The 15,147-nt window shown below is 64.7% G+C and carries 14 protein-coding genes; 10 read left to right on the top strand and 4 right to left on the bottom strand.

Annotated elements, in window-relative coordinates:
* Window positions 1–388: 388 nt before the first annotated feature.
* Window positions 389–2,902 (bottom strand): TonB-dependent receptor, encoded by a 2,514-nt coding sequence (locus tag AC1RT8_RS01210; protein ID WP_493073527.1) that lies wholly within the window; start codon window positions 2,900–2,902, stop codon window positions 389–391.
* Window positions 2,903–3,159: 257 nt separating this feature from the next.
* Here AC1RT8_RS01210 and AC1RT8_RS01205 point away from each other — a divergent pair, with 257 nt between their 5' ends.
* Together AC1RT8_RS01205 and AC1RT8_RS01200 are read left to right on the top strand one after the other, a co-directional pair.
* Complete coding sequence (locus AC1RT8_RS01205; RefSeq protein ID WP_493073524.1) at window positions 3,160–3,630, top strand: Hsp20 family protein; 471 nt, start codon at window positions 3,160–3,162, stop codon at window positions 3,628–3,630.
* 138 nt (window positions 3,631–3,768) lie between these two features.
* Window positions 3,769–3,999 (top strand): hypothetical protein, encoded by a 231-nt coding sequence (locus tag AC1RT8_RS01200; RefSeq protein ID WP_493073520.1) that lies wholly within the window; start codon window positions 3,769–3,771, stop codon window positions 3,997–3,999.
* A gap of 52 nt (window positions 4,000–4,051) precedes the next feature.
* On the opposite strand, the gene pyrG is transcribed toward AC1RT8_RS01200, so the two are convergent.
* Both pyrG and secG read right to left on the bottom strand, forming a co-directional pair.
* A complete protein-coding gene (pyrG, locus tag AC1RT8_RS01195; RefSeq protein WP_493073516.1) occupies window positions 4,052–5,686 on the bottom strand; it encodes a CTP synthase in 1,635 nt (544 codons plus the stop codon).
* A gap of 89 nt (window positions 5,687–5,775) precedes the next feature.
* Window positions 5,776–6,150 carry a preprotein translocase subunit SecG gene (gene secG / locus AC1RT8_RS01190; RefSeq protein ID WP_493073515.1) on the bottom strand — a complete coding sequence of 125 codons (375 nt, stop codon included), beginning with the start codon at window positions 6,148–6,150 and terminating at the stop codon, window positions 5,776–5,778.
* Between the two features lie 217 nt (window positions 6,151–6,367).
* Here secG and AC1RT8_RS01185 point away from each other — a divergent pair, with 217 nt between their 5' ends.
* From AC1RT8_RS01185 to eda, 8 genes are all read left to right on the top strand, one after another.
* On the top strand, window positions 6,368–6,688 hold the full coding sequence (locus AC1RT8_RS01185; protein WP_372853734.1) for a MarR family transcriptional regulator: 321 nt from the start codon (window positions 6,368–6,370) through the stop codon (window positions 6,686–6,688).
* Window positions 6,689–6,728: 40 nt separating this feature from the next.
* A complete protein-coding gene (locus AC1RT8_RS01180; RefSeq protein WP_493073511.1) occupies window positions 6,729–6,998 on the top strand; it encodes an SH3 domain-containing protein in 270 nt (89 codons plus the stop codon).
* Window positions 6,995–7,924, top strand: a complete 930-nt coding sequence (gene argC, locus AC1RT8_RS01175; protein WP_493073506.1) for an N-acetyl-gamma-glutamyl-phosphate reductase — start codon at window positions 6,995–6,997, stop codon at window positions 7,922–7,924. The genes AC1RT8_RS01180 and argC overlap by 4 nt, the downstream gene beginning before the upstream one ends.
* An 86-nt stretch (window positions 7,925–8,010) precedes the next feature.
* On the top strand, window positions 8,011–9,471 hold the full coding sequence (gene zwf / locus AC1RT8_RS01170) for a glucose-6-phosphate dehydrogenase (protein WP_493073502.1): 1,461 nt from the start codon (window positions 8,011–8,013) through the stop codon (window positions 9,469–9,471).
* Window positions 9,472–9,521: 50 nt separating this feature from the next.
* Window positions 9,522–10,232 carry a 6-phosphogluconolactonase gene (gene pgl / locus AC1RT8_RS01165; RefSeq protein ID WP_493073498.1) on the top strand — a complete coding sequence of 237 codons (711 nt, stop codon included), beginning with the start codon at window positions 9,522–9,524 and terminating at the stop codon, window positions 10,230–10,232.
* Entirely contained in the window at window positions 10,229–12,046 is a 1,818-nt protein-coding gene (gene edd, locus AC1RT8_RS01160; protein WP_493073494.1) for a phosphogluconate dehydratase, read from the top strand. Before pgl ends, edd begins: the two co-directional genes overlap by 4 nt.
* A 2-nt stretch (window positions 12,047–12,048) precedes the next feature.
* Window positions 12,049–13,017 (top strand): glucokinase, encoded by a 969-nt coding sequence (gene glk, locus AC1RT8_RS01155; protein ID WP_493073490.1) that lies wholly within the window; start codon window positions 12,049–12,051, stop codon window positions 13,015–13,017.
* Window positions 13,014–13,619, top strand: coding sequence for a bifunctional 4-hydroxy-2-oxoglutarate aldolase/2-dehydro-3-deoxy-phosphogluconate aldolase (gene eda / locus AC1RT8_RS01150; RefSeq protein ID WP_493073487.1), 606 nt, complete (start codon window positions 13,014–13,016; stop codon window positions 13,617–13,619). Before glk ends, eda begins: the two co-directional genes overlap by 4 nt.
* Window positions 13,620–13,911: 292 nt before the next feature.
* Here the strand turns inward: eda and AC1RT8_RS01145 are convergent, their stop codons facing one another.
* Complete coding sequence (locus tag AC1RT8_RS01145; protein ID WP_493073486.1) at window positions 13,912–15,138, bottom strand: hypothetical protein; 1,227 nt, start codon at window positions 15,136–15,138, stop codon at window positions 13,912–13,914.
* Between the last annotated feature and the right edge of the window lie 9 nt (window positions 15,139–15,147).

The following is a 15,147-nucleotide window of genomic DNA, read 5'->3' as shown; positions in this document are numbered from 1 at the left end:
GATGTTGGGAACAACCCGCCCGATAGTGATGGTCCGATCGCTCTAAGGCCGGTGTGCATTGCTGGCAACTGAACGCGCGTGTTGCGCAATCGCCACAGGGTCGCCGTAATCCGTTCGGGCTCGCCACATTCCCGGTGACAATCGCCGGGTCCGCTCCTAGCAATCACCTCACTGAGACACAGGCAACGGCCGTGGTTCGGGGAATGCTTTCAGCGCCGCCCTTAAGGGCCTGGTAGCGGAAGCGGGACAAGGGGGCTGACGAGCAGTCGTCACGCAGGCGCCCGGGCTGGAAACAGCCCGGGCGTTTGTATTTGCGGCAAAGCGCCGCTTCGCGGACACTCTTTCCCGAGTGGCAACCCCGGCTCGCGCCGGGGTCGCTCTCGATTGGTCAGAACGACTTGCTGATGGTGCCGCCGAAGGTGCGCGGATCGCCCGGCTGGCCGACGATCAGGCCGGTGCTGCCGGACTGAGTCGACAGCAGCTCGAAATAGTCGCGATCAAAGGCGTTACGGACCCAGGCAAAGGCGTTGAAGCCATCCTGGCGGTAACCGAGACGGAAGTTCGACAGCGAGCCCCCTTCGATCCAGGTATAGGCCGAAGGCGACGGGTTGGACGAGAAGCGCGAGCGATAGTTGCCGTCATAGCCGAGATACACCTCGCCGCCCGATCCGCCCACCGGCACATTATATTCGCCGCCGAACGAGAAGGACCATTTGGAGATACCGGGCAGCCGCTGACCCGAGATGTCGCAATAGGCTGGGCTGCGGCCGGCCGCCGTACCCGCTGGATCGGTGACGCCACCCGGCGCGGTTGCCGTACCGCCGGAAAGCTCGGGCGGGCACGGCGCATTCTTGAAATCGATATATTTGGCGTCGGTATAGGCGCCGTTGACGTAGATGTTGAACCGCTTGCTCGGCCGGAAGCTGGAGTCGAACTCGAACCCGCGCGAGCGGACCTTGCCGGCATTAGCGAGATAGCCGCGGATCACGTTGATCGCGTTGTTGTTCACGGTCGCCTGATAGTCGGTGATGTCGGTCCAGAACGCGGCCAGGTTCAGGGTCACGCGGCGGTCGAGGAACTGAGTCTTCAGGCCCAACTCATATGCATTGACCTTCTCCGGCTTCACCGTCTGCGTGGTGAGATCGACGCCCGTGCTCGTCGCGTTGAGCGGCAGGCCCGAGAGATTGATACCGCCCGACTTGAAGCTCCGGGAATAGGTCGCATAGCCGTGGATGTCCGCCCCGAAATCATAGGAGGCCGTGATGTCACCCGAAACGTTCCAGGCGCTGAACTCCGGGCTGTAACGCTGCGGGGCCAGCGTGTTGATCTGGTTCTGGAATGTCGTCCGGCCGGCGCTGGGATTGGGGAACGCGTTCAGCATGGCCGCGACATTGTCAGCGGTCGCGACGAAATCATATTGGCTGTTATGGATGCTGACGACCGCGTCGTAGAAGCCGGACTTCTTGTCATAGTTGACGCGCAGGCCAGGCTGGATGTGGAAGCCGTCAAAGGCCTCCCAGTTGAGCTTCCCGAATACGGCGAAGCTGGTGTTGTCGAAATTGATCGTGTTGGTCGAGGTAAGCCCATTCAGGACATTGGGGTTCGACGCGTCCGCGCCCGACAGCAGCCAGCGGCTCGCGGCCGGACCCTGGACCTGCGATCCCTGCGTATGGATCGTCTGATGGAAGAAGAACGCACCGACAGTGTAGTCGAGCTTGTTGGAGCCGTTCGAAGCGAGACGGATTTCCTGTGAAACCTGCTTCTGCTGCGACGGATTCTGCGAAACAGTGGTGATCGGCAGGCCGATGAAATCGCGGTCATTCTGCGGCTGCCAGTCCCAATAGCGCCATGCGCTGACCGACGTCAGCGTCGCAAAGCCGACATCCCAATTCGCCACCAGTGAGACACCGCCGATCTCCTGACGAGAGTTGATGCTTGCATCGAGATCGGTAACCCGATCGAACGGGTTCTTGCTGGGCGGCGTATAGCCGAAGGCCGCAGCGAGCGCATTATACTGGCGGGCGGTCGGGCGCTGGGTGGCGCCAACCCTCGCATAATATTGCACGCAGCAATCCGGGCTCTGGACGTTGAAATCGCCGGACAGGGTCAGGTCGATCGTATCGGTCGGCTTCCACAGCAGCGCACCGCGCAAACCCAGGTTGCGTTGGCGGTGCAGATATTCGTCGCTCGTGACGTTGTAGATCGTGCCCTTGCGTGTGGTGCCGGACGCCGACAGGCGCAGAGCCACATTGTCGGACAGCGGCCCCGAGGCCGAGGCCTTGGCCTGGACGAATTCGTAATTGCCGCCGCTGATCTCGACCTTCGCTTCGGGCGAGAAGGTCGGCGCGCGCGTGGTGATGTTAAGTGCACCTGCCGTGGTGTTCTTGCCGTAGAGCGTACCCTGCGGGCCACGGAGAATCTCGACCTGAGCGACATCGACGAAATCGAAGGTCGAGGCGCCGACGCGACCGATATAGACGCCGTCGACATAGAAACCGACGCCCTGCTCGATACCGTCATTGGTCAGGCCGAACGGCGCGCCCAGGCCGCGAATGTTGATCGCCGAGTTGCGCGGGTTGCTCGAATAGAATTGCAGCGAGGGCAGTTGCTGTTGAAGGCGGTTGACGTTGAACGCGCCGGTCTTCTCGAGCGACTCGGGAGTGACGACCGACACGGCGATCGAAACGTCCTGCACATTCTCCGCACGACGACGTGCGGTGACGACGATATCGTCCGACGCGGCAGCCGCTGCGACAGCCTGACCCTGCGGTTCATCGTCGGATGCGGGCGCGGCAACGGCGGGCGTCGCAACCGCGGACACCGCGCCTGCATCCGTGACCGCCATCGTCTGGGTGGCAAGCGCAGTTTGAGCAAGCAACAGCATAGGCAGAGTGGCGAGCATTGGTGTCCCCTTTTTCGCTCGTTAGCGCGAGTCGCGACTATAATTCCCACTCAATCGATATGGTTTCACCCCCGTAAGAACTTGGCGAAAGCAAAGCTGAGCTTTCACCCACGTAAATCCGCCGGTTTACCCCTTGAACCAGCGCCCAAACGCCCCAGATTCGCGGTGCGCGGTGCCATTTGGGCCGCGTGGAAACCGGGTGCCGCGCCGTTGCGGGCACCCATGACGACCATCTCGCTTCGCATGAGGAGACCAATATGCGTCAGTTCGATTTGACCCCCTATCGCCGTTCGACGATCGGCTTCGACCGCCTGTTCGACATGCTCGAAACCAGCGCGCGCCAGTCGTCCGCGGACAATTATCCACCCTTCAACCTCGAAAAGCTTTCCAACGACCGCTATCGAATCACGCTCGCCGTGGCCGGCTTCGTCCGCGATGAGATCGAGATCGTCGCACAGCAGAATCTGCTCCAGGTGAAGGGCAACAAGGCCGAGAAGGAAGGTGCCAACAGCTCCTTCCTGCATCTCGGCATCGCCAATCGCAGCTTCGAGCGCCGCTTCGAGCTCGCCGATTTCGTCCGCGTCGACGATGCGCGACTCAATGACGGCCTGCTGACGATCGAACTCGTCCGCGAAGTGCCCGAAGCCATGAAGCCGAAGACGATCGCGATCAAGACGGGCGCACCGCTCGCCGCGGTCGATGGCGGCCAGGACAGCGAGGCGGCGTAACCCCCAACGCCGCTCGCGCGGAAGAGGCGCCCCGGGGCCAAGTGCCCGGGGCGCCTCTTTTTTGTCCGAAAAAGGGAACCGTTGATTCAGATCAACGTTCTTGCCCCATAGAAGGTCTGTTCGACCCGGGGGAATCCGATGAGAGCGCGTACCGACTCCGCAAAATCGCCTGCCGACCAGGCCCTGTTGGCGGTCACTGGATCCGACGAGATGCTTGCCGAAGAGCCCGAGATCGAAACGCTGTTGGGCAAGGCGGAGCGTTGCCGCCGGCTCGCCCTGGCAGTTGGCGACCGCTATACCGTCGAAACACTCATCGCCATGGCACGGGAATATGAAGCCCAGGCCGACCGGGCCGAGACGTCCCACTAGAAAAGCGGGCCATGGTGGCGGGCGAGATGCCGCGCTCCGGCCTTGTGCAGGTTTAGACCAGCCGGCTCTGCCGCACCGCCGCTTCGATGAAGCTCGCGAACAGCGGATGCGGATCGAACGGCTTCGATTTAAGCTCCGGATGGAACTGCACGCCGACGAACCAGGGATGGTCCGGCCGCTCGACGATCTCCGGCAGCATGCCGTCGGGCGACATGCCCGAAAAAACCAGCCCGCCCTTTTCCAGCGCATCGCGATAACCGGTATTGACCTCATACCGATGCCGGTGCCGCTCCGAAATATCGGTGCCGCCATAGATGGAGGCGACCACGCTGTTGCCGTCGAGCTTCGCGTCATAGGCGCCGAGGCGCATCGTGCCGCCCAGGTCGCCGCCCTCTTCGCGCTTCTCGATACCGGCCTCGGTCATCCATTCGGTAATCATGCCGACCACCGGCTCCTCGGTCGGGCCGAATTCGGTCGAGCTGGCATTTGCGATGCCCGCCAGGTCGCGCGCGCCCTCGATACACGCCATCTGCATACCGAAGCAGATGCCGAAATAGGGAATTTCCCGCTCGCGCGCGAACCGCACGCTGGCGATCTTGCCCTCCGCGCCGCGCTCACCGAACGCGCCGGGCACCAGGATCGCATGCAGCGGCTCGAGCTTCGCCGCGACATCGCTGTCCTCGGCCTCGAACAGCTCGGCATCGATCCACTCGATGTTGACCTTGACCCGATTGGCGATGCCGCCATGCACCAGCGCCTCGTTGAGCGACTTGTATGCGTCCTGCAGGCCGACATATTTGCCGACCACGCCGACCGTGACCTCGCCTTCCGGATTGGTCAGGCGATCGACGATATCGGCCCAGCGCGACAGGTCCGGCGCGTCGCCCGGCTCGATGTCGAAGGCCCGGAGCACTTCGGCATCCAGACCTTCCGCATGATATTGCATCGGCACCGCATAGATGCTCTTCGCATCGAGCGCGGGGATCACCGCTTCCTTGCGCACGTTGCAGAACAGGGCAATCTTCGCGCGATCGCTCGCCGGGAGCGGCTGTTCGCAGCGGCAGACCAACACGTCGGGCTGAACGCCGAGCGCGGCTAGCTCGCGGACTGAATGCTGGGTCGGTTTGGTCTTCAGCTCGCCCGCCGCCGCGATGTACGGCACCAAAGTCACATGGATGCTGACCGACTGGCCCCGGCCGAGATCGTTGCGAAGCTGTCGGATCGCTTCGATGAAGGGCAGCGATTCGATGTCGCCGACGGTGCCGCCGATCTCGCACAGCACGAAATCGAGATCGTCTGTCTCGGCCTGTGCGAATTCCTTGATCGCGTCGGTGACGTGCGGGATCACCTGGACGGTCGCGCCCAGATAGTCGCCGCGACGCTCACGCGTGATGATCTGCTGATAGATCCGGCCCGAGGTGACATTGTCCGACTGGCGCGACGCGACCCCGGTAAAGCGCTCATAGTGGCCCAGATCGAGATCGGTCTCGGCCCCGTCGTCGGTCACATAGACTTCGCCATGCTGGTACGGCGACATCGTTCCGGGATCGACGTTCAGATAGGGATCGAACTTGCGGATACGCACGCGATAGCCGCGCGCCTGCAGGAGAGCCGCGAGGCTCGCCGCCATCAAACCCTTGCCGAGCGAGGAGACCACGCCGCCGGTGATAAAGATAAACCGCGCCATGGGAGAAAAGGCCTAGCGTCATCAGGGGTCGCGCGACAAGCGCACGACTCCAATATCGTTGCAAAAAAGTGGCGAAGGAGCCCGCGCGCTTACTGCGCGAGAGGAACCGCGCTGTTGCCGGCAGGCGCAGCCGGAGCGCCCGGCGCCGGCGCGGTCGTCGGCTGAGGAGCGGGCGGCGGGGCCAACTGGCCGGTTGCGGGCGGTGTCCGCGCCAGGCTGGGGTCGATCTTGGCCGTGTTGTGGCCCATCGAGGCCAGCACCGCGAGCAAGACCGCCAGGCCGACGAACAAGGTCGCGAGGACCGAGGTAGCGCGCGTCAGGAAATCCGCCGCGCCGCGTGCCGACATCAGGCCGGAGGGGCTGCCGCCCATGCCAAGCCCGCCGCCTTCCGAGCGCTGCATCAGGATCACGGTCACCAGGCTGGCGGCGATGATCGCGTGGACGACGAGGAGGAACTTGAACATGAAAAGACGCAACCTGTGGCTTGGGAAGGCGGGCACATAGGCGAGCCCGGGCTTCCGATCAACCGCCACAGGGCACGCCATGCCGGACATTTCGCTTCCGCACTGAAACCAGCAGCGATTATGAACGTTATATGTCCGGTGCCCCAACGTGCGGGGCCTGGGCAAAATGTGGAATTTTTTCGTGGCCACACTACCTGATCGGTCGCTGGGCGGCTGGATGCGGACGCTGGTGGATTATGTGCGGTCGGGAGAGCCCGATCTCACCAATCGGCAGATGGCGCTGTTGCTGGTGGTATATCTTAATCCAGGGCCGCATACTGTGCGCGGGCTCGCCCGTGTGCTGAACGTTTCAAAGCCGGTTGTGACGCGCGCCTTGAACAGGCTCGGTTCGCTCGGCTATCTGCGCCGACAGCGTGACGAAACCGACAAGCGCAACATATTCGTCGCGCGCACGTCTGAAGGGGCAGAATTTCTTGAAGAGTTTGGCCAGTTTATCGACGACGCCGAGCAGCCGGTTGCCAGGCGGGCCTCCGCGTAGGAGCTTCGCGCTCCTCGGCCCGTCCGTTGTCCTGGATCCGTTGCACGACGCCGTACGGCGCGATGTAGCGGATATCCGTCTCGCGGACCGAGTGTTTGCTCCCCATTATGCTGCCCCCATGCCGCGCCGAATCGCGGTTCAGGCCTCGCTGCTGGCGACCGATTCCGATGATTCGGCGGTCCTTGAGATGTTGCGTCCGGGCGAGATTTTCGAGGTCCTGGATCTTGCCGGCGGCAAGGCATGGGGAATCGCGGTTGCCCATACTCTGGTCGGTTATATCGACGCAGCTGCGCTGGAACCGGCCCAATGACGGCCAAGGTCTTCATCGATGGTGCAGCCGGCACGACCGGCCTGGAAATTCGCGAACGGCTGGGCGGTCGTGACGATATCGAGCTGCTGAGCCTGAGCGAATCGCGCCGCAAGGATGCGAAAGCGCGGGCAAAGCTGCTCAACGATGCCGATTTCGTCATCCTGTGCCTGCCCGACGACGCGGCACGCGAAGCGGTCGCGCTGATCGAGAACGACCATACGCGCGTGATCGACGCCTCGACCGCCCACCGCACCGGCGATGGCTGGACCTATGGCTTTCCCGAGCTCGAACCCGGCCAGATGGCCGCGATCACCGAGGCAAAGCGTGTCTCCAACCCCGGCTGCTATCCGACCGGCTTCCTCGCGCTTGTCCGGCCGCTCATTCGCGCCGGGCTGATCCCGGTGGATTGGCCGCTCACCGTCAATGCCGTGTCCGGCTATTCGGGCGGCGGCAAATCGATGATCGCCGAGTTCGAAGGTCCCAATCCGCCCCCTGCCGCGCGCGCCTATGCGCTTGGCCTCGCGCACAAGCATGTACCCGAGATGCAGAAGCATGCGCGCGTCGAGCATCCGCCGATCTTCATGCCGTCGGTCGCGAATACCTATCGCGGCATGATCGTCGAGGTGCCCCTGCCCCTCCATATGTTCGTGCGGCGCCCGACTCTCGTCGCGCTCGAGACCGTGTTGCGCGAGGCGTACAAGGATTCACCGATCGTCAGGGTGGCAGACGCCGATGTCGAAACCGTCGCGATCGAGGACGATGCCGGCACCGACCGGCTGACCCTGCGCGTTTTCGGCAATGCCGAAACCGGCCAGGCGCGCCTGATCGCGACGCTCGACAATCTCGGCAAGGGCGCCGCCGGCGCCGCGGTCCAGAACCTCAACATCATGGCCGGATTCGATCCCGTCGCCGGATTGACGCTTTAATCCTCGGCACCGACTGCGTATTGGCCTTGGCCCGGCGCACCCGCGTCTGTTAGTCGCACGGGCGACATCGCCATCCAGGAGATATTATGCGCGATCCGGTGGGCAAGCTGCTGCTGTTCGGCGCGACGGGAGACCTCGCGCAACGCATGTTGCTGCCGTCGCTATACGGGCTGCACGCCGACGGGCTCCTGCCCGAGGGGTTGACGATCACCGGTACGGCACGGTCCGAGCATGACGATGCGAGCTATCGCAAATTCGCCAGGCATGCGCTCGACGAGTTCCTGCCCGAGGATCGCAAGGACGAGAAGGCGATCAAGAGCTTCCTCGAACGCATCGGCTATCAGGCGCTCGACGCGTCCTCGACCGAGGGCTTCCCGGCGCTCGCCAAGAAGGTCGGCGACGTCTCGGGCGGGCTCGCCATCTTCCTGTCGACCGCGCCCTTCCTGTTCGAGCCGACGATCAAGGGCCTCGAATCCGCCGGTCTGGCCGGCCCGAAGACCCGCATCGGGCTCGAAAAGCCGCTCGGGTACGATCTCGCCTCGAGCAAGGAGATCAACGACGCGGTCGCCTTCGCCTTCCCCGAAGATCGCACCTTCCGGATCGACCATTATCTGGGCAAGGAAACCGTCCAGAACATCCTGGCGCTGCGCTTCGGCAACAGCTTCTTCGAGCCAGTCTGGAATGCGCAGGGCATCGACAACATCCAGATCACGGTCGCCGAAACGGTCGGGCTGGAGGAACGCGCCGGCTATTACGACACGGCCGGCGCGCTACGCGACATGGTCGCAAACCATATCCTGCAGCTCGTCGCGCTGATCGCGATGGAGCCGCCTGCCCGCTTCGACGGTACGGCGATCCGCGACGAGAAGGCCAAGGTGTTCCGCTCGCTCCGCAAGATGAAGCCGGAGGAAGTGCCGCAGGTCACCGTGACCGGCCAATATACCCAGGGCGCGGTCAATGGCGAGATCGTGAAGGGCTATCTCGACGAACTGGCCAAGCCCTCGACCACCGAGACCTTCGTCGCGATCAAGGCGCATGTCGACAATTGGCGCTGGCAGGGCGTGCCCTTCTATCTCCGCACGGGCAAGCGCATGCCGAACCGCCATTCGGAGATCGCGATCCAGTTCAAGGCGGTGCCGCACTCCATGTTCGCGAGCCGCGGCGGGCTGCTCCAGCCCAACATGCTGATCATCCGCCTGCAGCCCGAGGAATATGTCCAGCTGCTGGTCATGGCGAAGGAACCCGGCCTCGACCGCGACGGCATCCGCCTGCGCGAGGTGCCGCTGAACCTCAGCCTTGACGCCGAATTCGCCGGCACCCGCCGCCGCATCGCCTATGAGCGGCTGCTGCTCGACCTGATCGAGGGCGATCCGACGCTGTTCGTGCGCCGCGACGAAGTGGAGGCGCAGTGGGAATGGATCGACGCGATCCGTGCCGGCTGGGTGGCGAACGACGTGAAGCCGAAAAGCTATGGCGCCGGCACCTGGGGACCATCGGCCGCGATCGCGCTGACCGAGCGCGACGGGGTGACCTGGCAGGACGATTGAGACGCGAAGCGACGCCGCCGCTCGCAACGAACGACTATTAAGGTGATGACATGAGCGAAGAAATCGAATGGTGGGATTATGACGACGCGGCCGAGATGGCCGCTGCCGTCGCGGGCGATATCGGCTTCGTGATTGAAAGCGCGATCGACGCGCGCGGCGGGTGCGTCATCGCGCTCGCGGGCGGCAAGACCCCGCTGCCGATCTATGAGAAGCTCGCCGCGACCAAGCTCGACTGGAAGCGGGTCACGATCATCCCGACCGACGAGCGCATCGTGCCGCTCGGCGATCCGTTGTCCAACATCACCGCAATCGGGAAGGCCTTCCTACCGAAGGGCGCCCGGGTGATCCCGATCGTCAGCGAGGCGGCGAAGGATTATCGCGCCGCCGGCAAGGCAGCCGATGCGCGCCTTGCCGATCACCACTGGCCGCTCGACCTCTGCCTGCTCGGCGTGGGCGAGGACGGGCATACCGCCTCGATCTTCCCCGGCCCCGATTTCGAGGAAGCCATCAACGGCCCGCGCGAGCGCCGCGCGCTTGGCGTGATGCCCGATCCGATGCCGGCCGATGCCCCTGTCGCACGCATCACGCTCAGCCGTGCCGCGATCGTCTCGGCCAAGGCGCTGATGATCGCCGTCACCGGCGACAAGAAGCGCAAGGTGATCGAACAGGCGATCAAGCAGGGCCCGTCCTCCTCCTACCCGATCGGCCGCGTGCTCGCCGACGCCGAGCTGCCGGTCGATATCCATTGGAGCCCCGCATGACCCTTCATGCCGATGTGAGCGCGGTCACCGACCGGATCATCGCCCGGTCGAAACCGACCCGCGACGCCTATCTGGCGCTGATCCGGCGCGAGCGCGACAACCATATCGATCGCCCCGCGCTCGGCTGCGCCAACCTCGCGCACGGTTATGCCGGCACCGAGGAGGACCGCGACACGATGAAGGCGGGCCGCGGCATGAACATCGGCATCGTCACCGCCTACAACGACATGCTCTCGGCGCACGCGACCTATTACCGCTACCCTGAGCAGATGAAGGTCTGGGCGCGCGAGGCGGGCGCAACCGCCCAGGTCGCGGGCGGCGTGCCGGCGATGTGCGACGGCGTGACTCAAGGCTATCCGGGCATGGAGCTGTCGCTGTTCAGCCGCGACACCATCGCGCTGTCGACGGCGGTGGCACTCAGCCACGGCATGTTCGAGGGCGCGGCGCTGCTCGGCATCTGCGACAAGATCGTGCCCGGTCTGCTGATGGGCGCGCTGCGCTTCGGCCATCTGCCGATGATCCTGATCCCGGGCGGTCCGATGCGCTCCGGCCTCGCCAACAAGGCGAAGGCAGCGGTTCGCGAGCAGTTCGCCGAGGGCAAGGCCACGCGGGAAGACCTGCTCGAAGCGGAGATTGCTGCCTATCATTCGAAGGGCACCTGCACCTTTTACGGCACGGCCAATTCGAACCAGATGATGATGGAGGTGATGGGCCTCCACATGCCCGGTGCAGCTTTCGCCAACCCGGGCACCAAGCTGCGCCAGGAGCTGACCCGCGCCGCCGTGCACCGCCTCGCGGAGATCGGCTGGAACGGCGACACCTACCGTCCGCTCGGCGAATGCGTCGATGAAAAGGCCATCGTCAATGCGGCGGTCGGCCTGCTCGCGACCGGCGGATCGACCAATCACCTGATCCACCTCCCCGCAATTGCCGCTGCGGCAGGCGTGGTGATCGACTGGGAGGATTTCGACCGCCTTTCCCGCGCGGTGCCGCTCATCGCGCGCGTCTATCCCAACGGCTCGGCCGATGTGAACGGCTTCGAGGATGCGGGCGGCATGCCCTATGTCATTCGCGAGCTGCTTGATGGGGGAATGCTCCATCGGGACTTGATGACGGTCGCTGGGGATGACATGACAACGTACGCCAAACGCCCGGCCATCGAGGACGAGGCGCTGGTTTGGGGGGATGTCGGGGCCAGTGGTGACGAAACGATTCTGCGCCCGGCCGCCGCGCCATTCGCGCCCGAGGGCGGTTTCCGCATCCTCACCGGCAATCTCGGCCGGGCCTGCATCAAGGTGAGCGCGGTCGATCGCGATCGCTGGACGATCGAGGCGCCGTGCCGCGTCTTTGCCGACCAGTCCGAAGTGCAGACCGCGTTCAAGGCGGGCGAGCTGGACCGCGATGTCGTCGTGGTGGTGCGATTCCAGGGCCCGCGCGCGAACGGCATGCCCGAATTGCACAAGCTCACCCCGCCGCTCGGCGTGCTGCAGAATCGCGGCTTCCGCGTCGCGCTGGTCACCGACGGGCGCATGTCCGGGGCGAGCGGAAAGGTACCGTGCGCGATCCATTGTTCGCCCGAGGCGCTCGGCCATGGCCCGCTTGCGAAACTGCGTGATGGCGACGTCATCCGCATGTCGGCGGATAGCGGCGAGCTGGTCGCGCTGATCGATCCCGAGGAATGGGCGGCACGCAGCTTCGTCGAGGCGCCGCCGGCGGCCCAAGGCATGGGACGTGAATTGTTCGGCCTTTTCCGCGGCAACGCGAACGAAGCTGAAAAGGGCGCATCTGCGATACTGGCCGCGATGGGATGGTAAGCATGGAAGTTGTGGCGGTCGATATCGGCGGAACGCATGTGCGCTTCGCCATCGCCGAGGTTGCGGATGGGCGCGTTCTTTCCCTCGGCGAGCCCGAGACGCTCAAGACCGCCGAATATGCCAGCCTGCAGACCGCCTGGCAGGCCTTTGGCGCGTCGCTCGACCGTCCCCTGCCCCGCGCCGCGGCGATCGCGGTGGCCTCGCCGATCGGCGGGGAGATCATCAAGCTGACCAATAATCCCTGGATCATTCGCCCGGCGCTGGTCCAGGAGCGGCTCGAGGTCGACACCTTCGCCCTGATCAATGATTTCGGCGCGATCGGCCATGCGGTGGCGCAGGTCGGCCATGATTGTTTCCAGCATCTCTGCGGGCCCGACACGCCGCTGCCGGATCACGGCTCGATCACCGTCTGCGGGCCGGGTACCGGCCTTGGCGTCGCCCAGGTCCTGCGCATGCGCCACGGCTATCATGTGATCGAAACCGAAGGCGGTCACATCGATTTCGCGCCGCTCGACAATCTGGAAGACGCCCTCCTGAAACGTCTCCGCAAGGCCTATAACCGCGTGTCGGTCGAGCGGATCGTCGCCGGCCCAGGCATCGTCGCGATCTACGAGACCCTGGGCGAGATCGAAGGGCGCGCGTTGCAGCGGCTCGACGACAAGCAGATCTGGAGCCTCGCGCTCGACGATGGCGACAGCCTGGCACTCGCCGCGCTCGATCGATTCTGCCTCAGCCTGGGCGCGGTCGCAGGCGATCTGGCGCTGACCCATGGTCCCACCGCCGTGGTGATCGCTGGCGGACTTGGGCTGCGGCTCAAGGATCGGCTGCTTCAATCCGGTTTCGAGCAACGATTTACCGCAAAGGGCCGTTTCCAGTCGCTGATGAAGTCGATACCGGTGAAGCTCATCACCCACCCCCAGCCCGGCCTGTTCGGCGCCGCGGCCGCCTTTGCCCAGGAGCATGCCCGATGAGCGGTATCGAAACGATCATGCGGACGAGCGCGGTCATTCCCGTGCTGGTGATCGAAGACGCGTCGACCGCCAGACCGCTCGCCGAAGCGCTGGTCGCCGGCGGACTCAGGGTGCTCGAGGTGACGATGCGCACCGCCGCCGCGCTCGACGCGATCCGCGAGATGAAGCAGGTGCCCGGCGCGATCGTCGGCGCCGGCACGGTCGTCTCGACCGAGCAGTTCGAACAGGTGATGGACGCTGGCGCCGAGTTCATCGTCTCGCCCGGCCTGACCGAGCGGCTTGCCGCCCCGATCGTGGACAGCGGCGTGCCCTATCTGCCGGGCATCGCGACCGCGGGCGACATCATGCGCGGGCTCGATCTCGGCCTCGACCATTTCAAGTTCTTCCCCGCCGAGACCTCGGGCGGGCTCAAGGCGCTGAAGGCACTCGCCGCGCCCTTCTACCAGTGCAACTTCTGCCCGACCGGCGGCATCACCGAAGCGAGCGCACCCGACTGGCTCTCCTTCGGCCCGGTGCTGTGCGTCGGCGGCAGTTGGGTAACCGGCGGCACCATGGCCGAGGTCGAAGCCAAGGCGCGCGCGGCGGCGGCGCTGGCGCGGTAGGAGCGCACCCGCCCTGTTCCACCCTGTTCCGCCCTGTTATTTTAATTTTTTCATTGTTTTCGGCCTGATTCTGGCCAAATTATGGTTTTTATTATTTCGTTACAATTACTTATAGCCTTCACCCTGTTAACGCGGAACAGGGTGAACCGTCAGCCATAACAGGGCGGGCGAGCGCGATAACAGGGCGACCTGGTCTTTGCCGAAACTGAGAAAGAGCCGACCCGAATCGCACCGCTGCGGGCCGGATCGCTCATCACGGTAACGGGATTTTTCGACGATTGAATCGACGCCGTCAGACGGGATCGGCGACGCCGCCCGGCCGGTCGATCCATGCCGGCGCCGCGGCGAACACGGCATCGCCGATGATCCACAGCATCGCCGCGCCGCGCACCGAAGCGGCGATCAGGATCCCGGTCTGGCCCATGGCGGGCCACGCGCCTTCCTGCCCGGCAAAGAGCCAGAACTCGGCGAAATAGGCGAGCAGATCGCCGAGCAGGAACAGCGCCACCGGGCCCATCCGCCGCGAGGTGATCAGCAGGAGCGGAAAGATCCACAGATCGAACTGCGGCGAATAGACCTTGTTGATGAGCAGGAACCACGCGGCGACTGGCGTGAACAATACCCACAGATGCCACCAGTGGCGCCGCCCGCCCAGCACAAGGATCGCCCCGGCGCCCGTGACGAACAGAGCGGCCGACCAGAGATTGCGCTGTGCGATATCGGTCTGCAGCCAGCCGAACTGGGCCGCCAATTCCCAGATCGAGGCTGCGGTGCCGCTCCGGCTGGTCGAGAAGGTGTAGAAATCGAGCCAGTTCGCCCGCGCCAGCAATGCCGGCAGGGCATTGACCAGCCCCCAGGCGCCGATGGCCGTCGCGATCATCGCGGCCGTCGCCAGGATCCGCCGTTCGACCAAAGGGCGCAGGGCGAGCAGCGGCAGCAACAGCAGTGGAAAGAGCTTGGCTGCTCCGCCGAGCGTTGCCAGCCCGGCGGCCTGGATGAGGCGGCCGCGCTGCGCCAGTGCCAGCGCGCCGACCGCCAGCGCCACCGCCAATATGTCCCAATTATGCCCGATATAGAGGATCAGCGGTGGCGCGAGCGCCCAGCACCAAAGCCGCGTCGGCGCAAGGCGCATCGACCAGAGCAGCGCGGTCACCAGCAGCGCGATGGCCGTGTTGACCAGGGCGACGACGAACAGGAAATAAGGCGCGCTGGCCTGTGCACCGAACAGGCCGGCGGTGATGCGCCCGTCGAGATAGATCAGCGCCCCGGTGAGCACCGGATATTCCATCCGCGCCTCGAAATAGGGCAGTCTGCCCGCCGCGATCTCCCGCCCGTTCCAGAAGGGCATCGCGTCAGAATAGCAGCCGGTGGTATATTGTTCGGACGCGGACCAGCCACCGTCGAAGCTGCAATGTGCCTTGAACAGCCAGCCGAGGCTACAGGTGAGGAAGGTGGCCAGCAACAGCAAGAGGAGCTGGCGGGGCAGCTCAAGGCGCAAGCTGCTGCGTTGTATGGTCACGATCAGGCC

This window comes from Sphingomonas sp. GW821-FHT10F11 (genome assembly GCF_058809095.1).
Note: the sequence above shows the minus strand (reverse complement) of the source record. Positions and strands in the feature narration are given on the sequence as shown.

Excerpts from the sequence above, each read along its gene's own strand:
- glk (WP_493073490.1), top strand. The coding sequence starts at position 12,049 with ATGGAAGTTGTGGCGGTCGATATCGGCGGAACGCATGTGCGCTTCGCC.
- AC1RT8_RS01200 (WP_493073520.1), top strand. The coding sequence starts at position 3,769 with ATGAGAGCGCGTACCGACTCCGCAAAATCGCCTGCCGACCAGGCCCTG.
- AC1RT8_RS01210 (WP_493073527.1), bottom strand. The coding sequence starts at position 2,902 with ATGCTCGCCACTCTGCCTATGCTGTTGCTTGCTCAAACTGCGCTTGCC.
- pgl (WP_493073498.1), top strand. The coding sequence starts at position 9,522 with ATGAGCGAAGAAATCGAATGGTGGGATTATGACGACGCGGCCGAGATG.
- AC1RT8_RS01185 (WP_372853734.1), top strand. The coding sequence starts at position 6,368 with ATGCGGACGCTGGTGGATTATGTGCGGTCGGGAGAGCCCGATCTCACC.
- AC1RT8_RS01205 (WP_493073524.1), top strand. The coding sequence starts at position 3,160 with ATGCGTCAGTTCGATTTGACCCCCTATCGCCGTTCGACGATCGGCTTC.
- zwf (WP_493073502.1), top strand. The coding sequence starts at position 8,011 with ATGCGCGATCCGGTGGGCAAGCTGCTGCTGTTCGGCGCGACGGGAGAC.
- edd (WP_493073494.1), top strand. The coding sequence starts at position 10,229 with ATGACCCTTCATGCCGATGTGAGCGCGGTCACCGACCGGATCATCGCC.
- secG (WP_493073515.1), bottom strand. The coding sequence starts at position 6,150 with ATGTTCAAGTTCCTCCTCGTCGTCCACGCGATCATCGCCGCCAGCCTG.
- eda (WP_493073487.1), top strand. The coding sequence starts at position 13,014 with ATGAGCGGTATCGAAACGATCATGCGGACGAGCGCGGTCATTCCCGTG.
- pyrG (WP_493073516.1), bottom strand. The coding sequence starts at position 5,686 with ATGGCGCGGTTTATCTTTATCACCGGCGGCGTGGTCTCCTCGCTCGGC.
- argC (WP_493073506.1), top strand. The coding sequence starts at position 6,995 with ATGACGGCCAAGGTCTTCATCGATGGTGCAGCCGGCACGACCGGCCTG.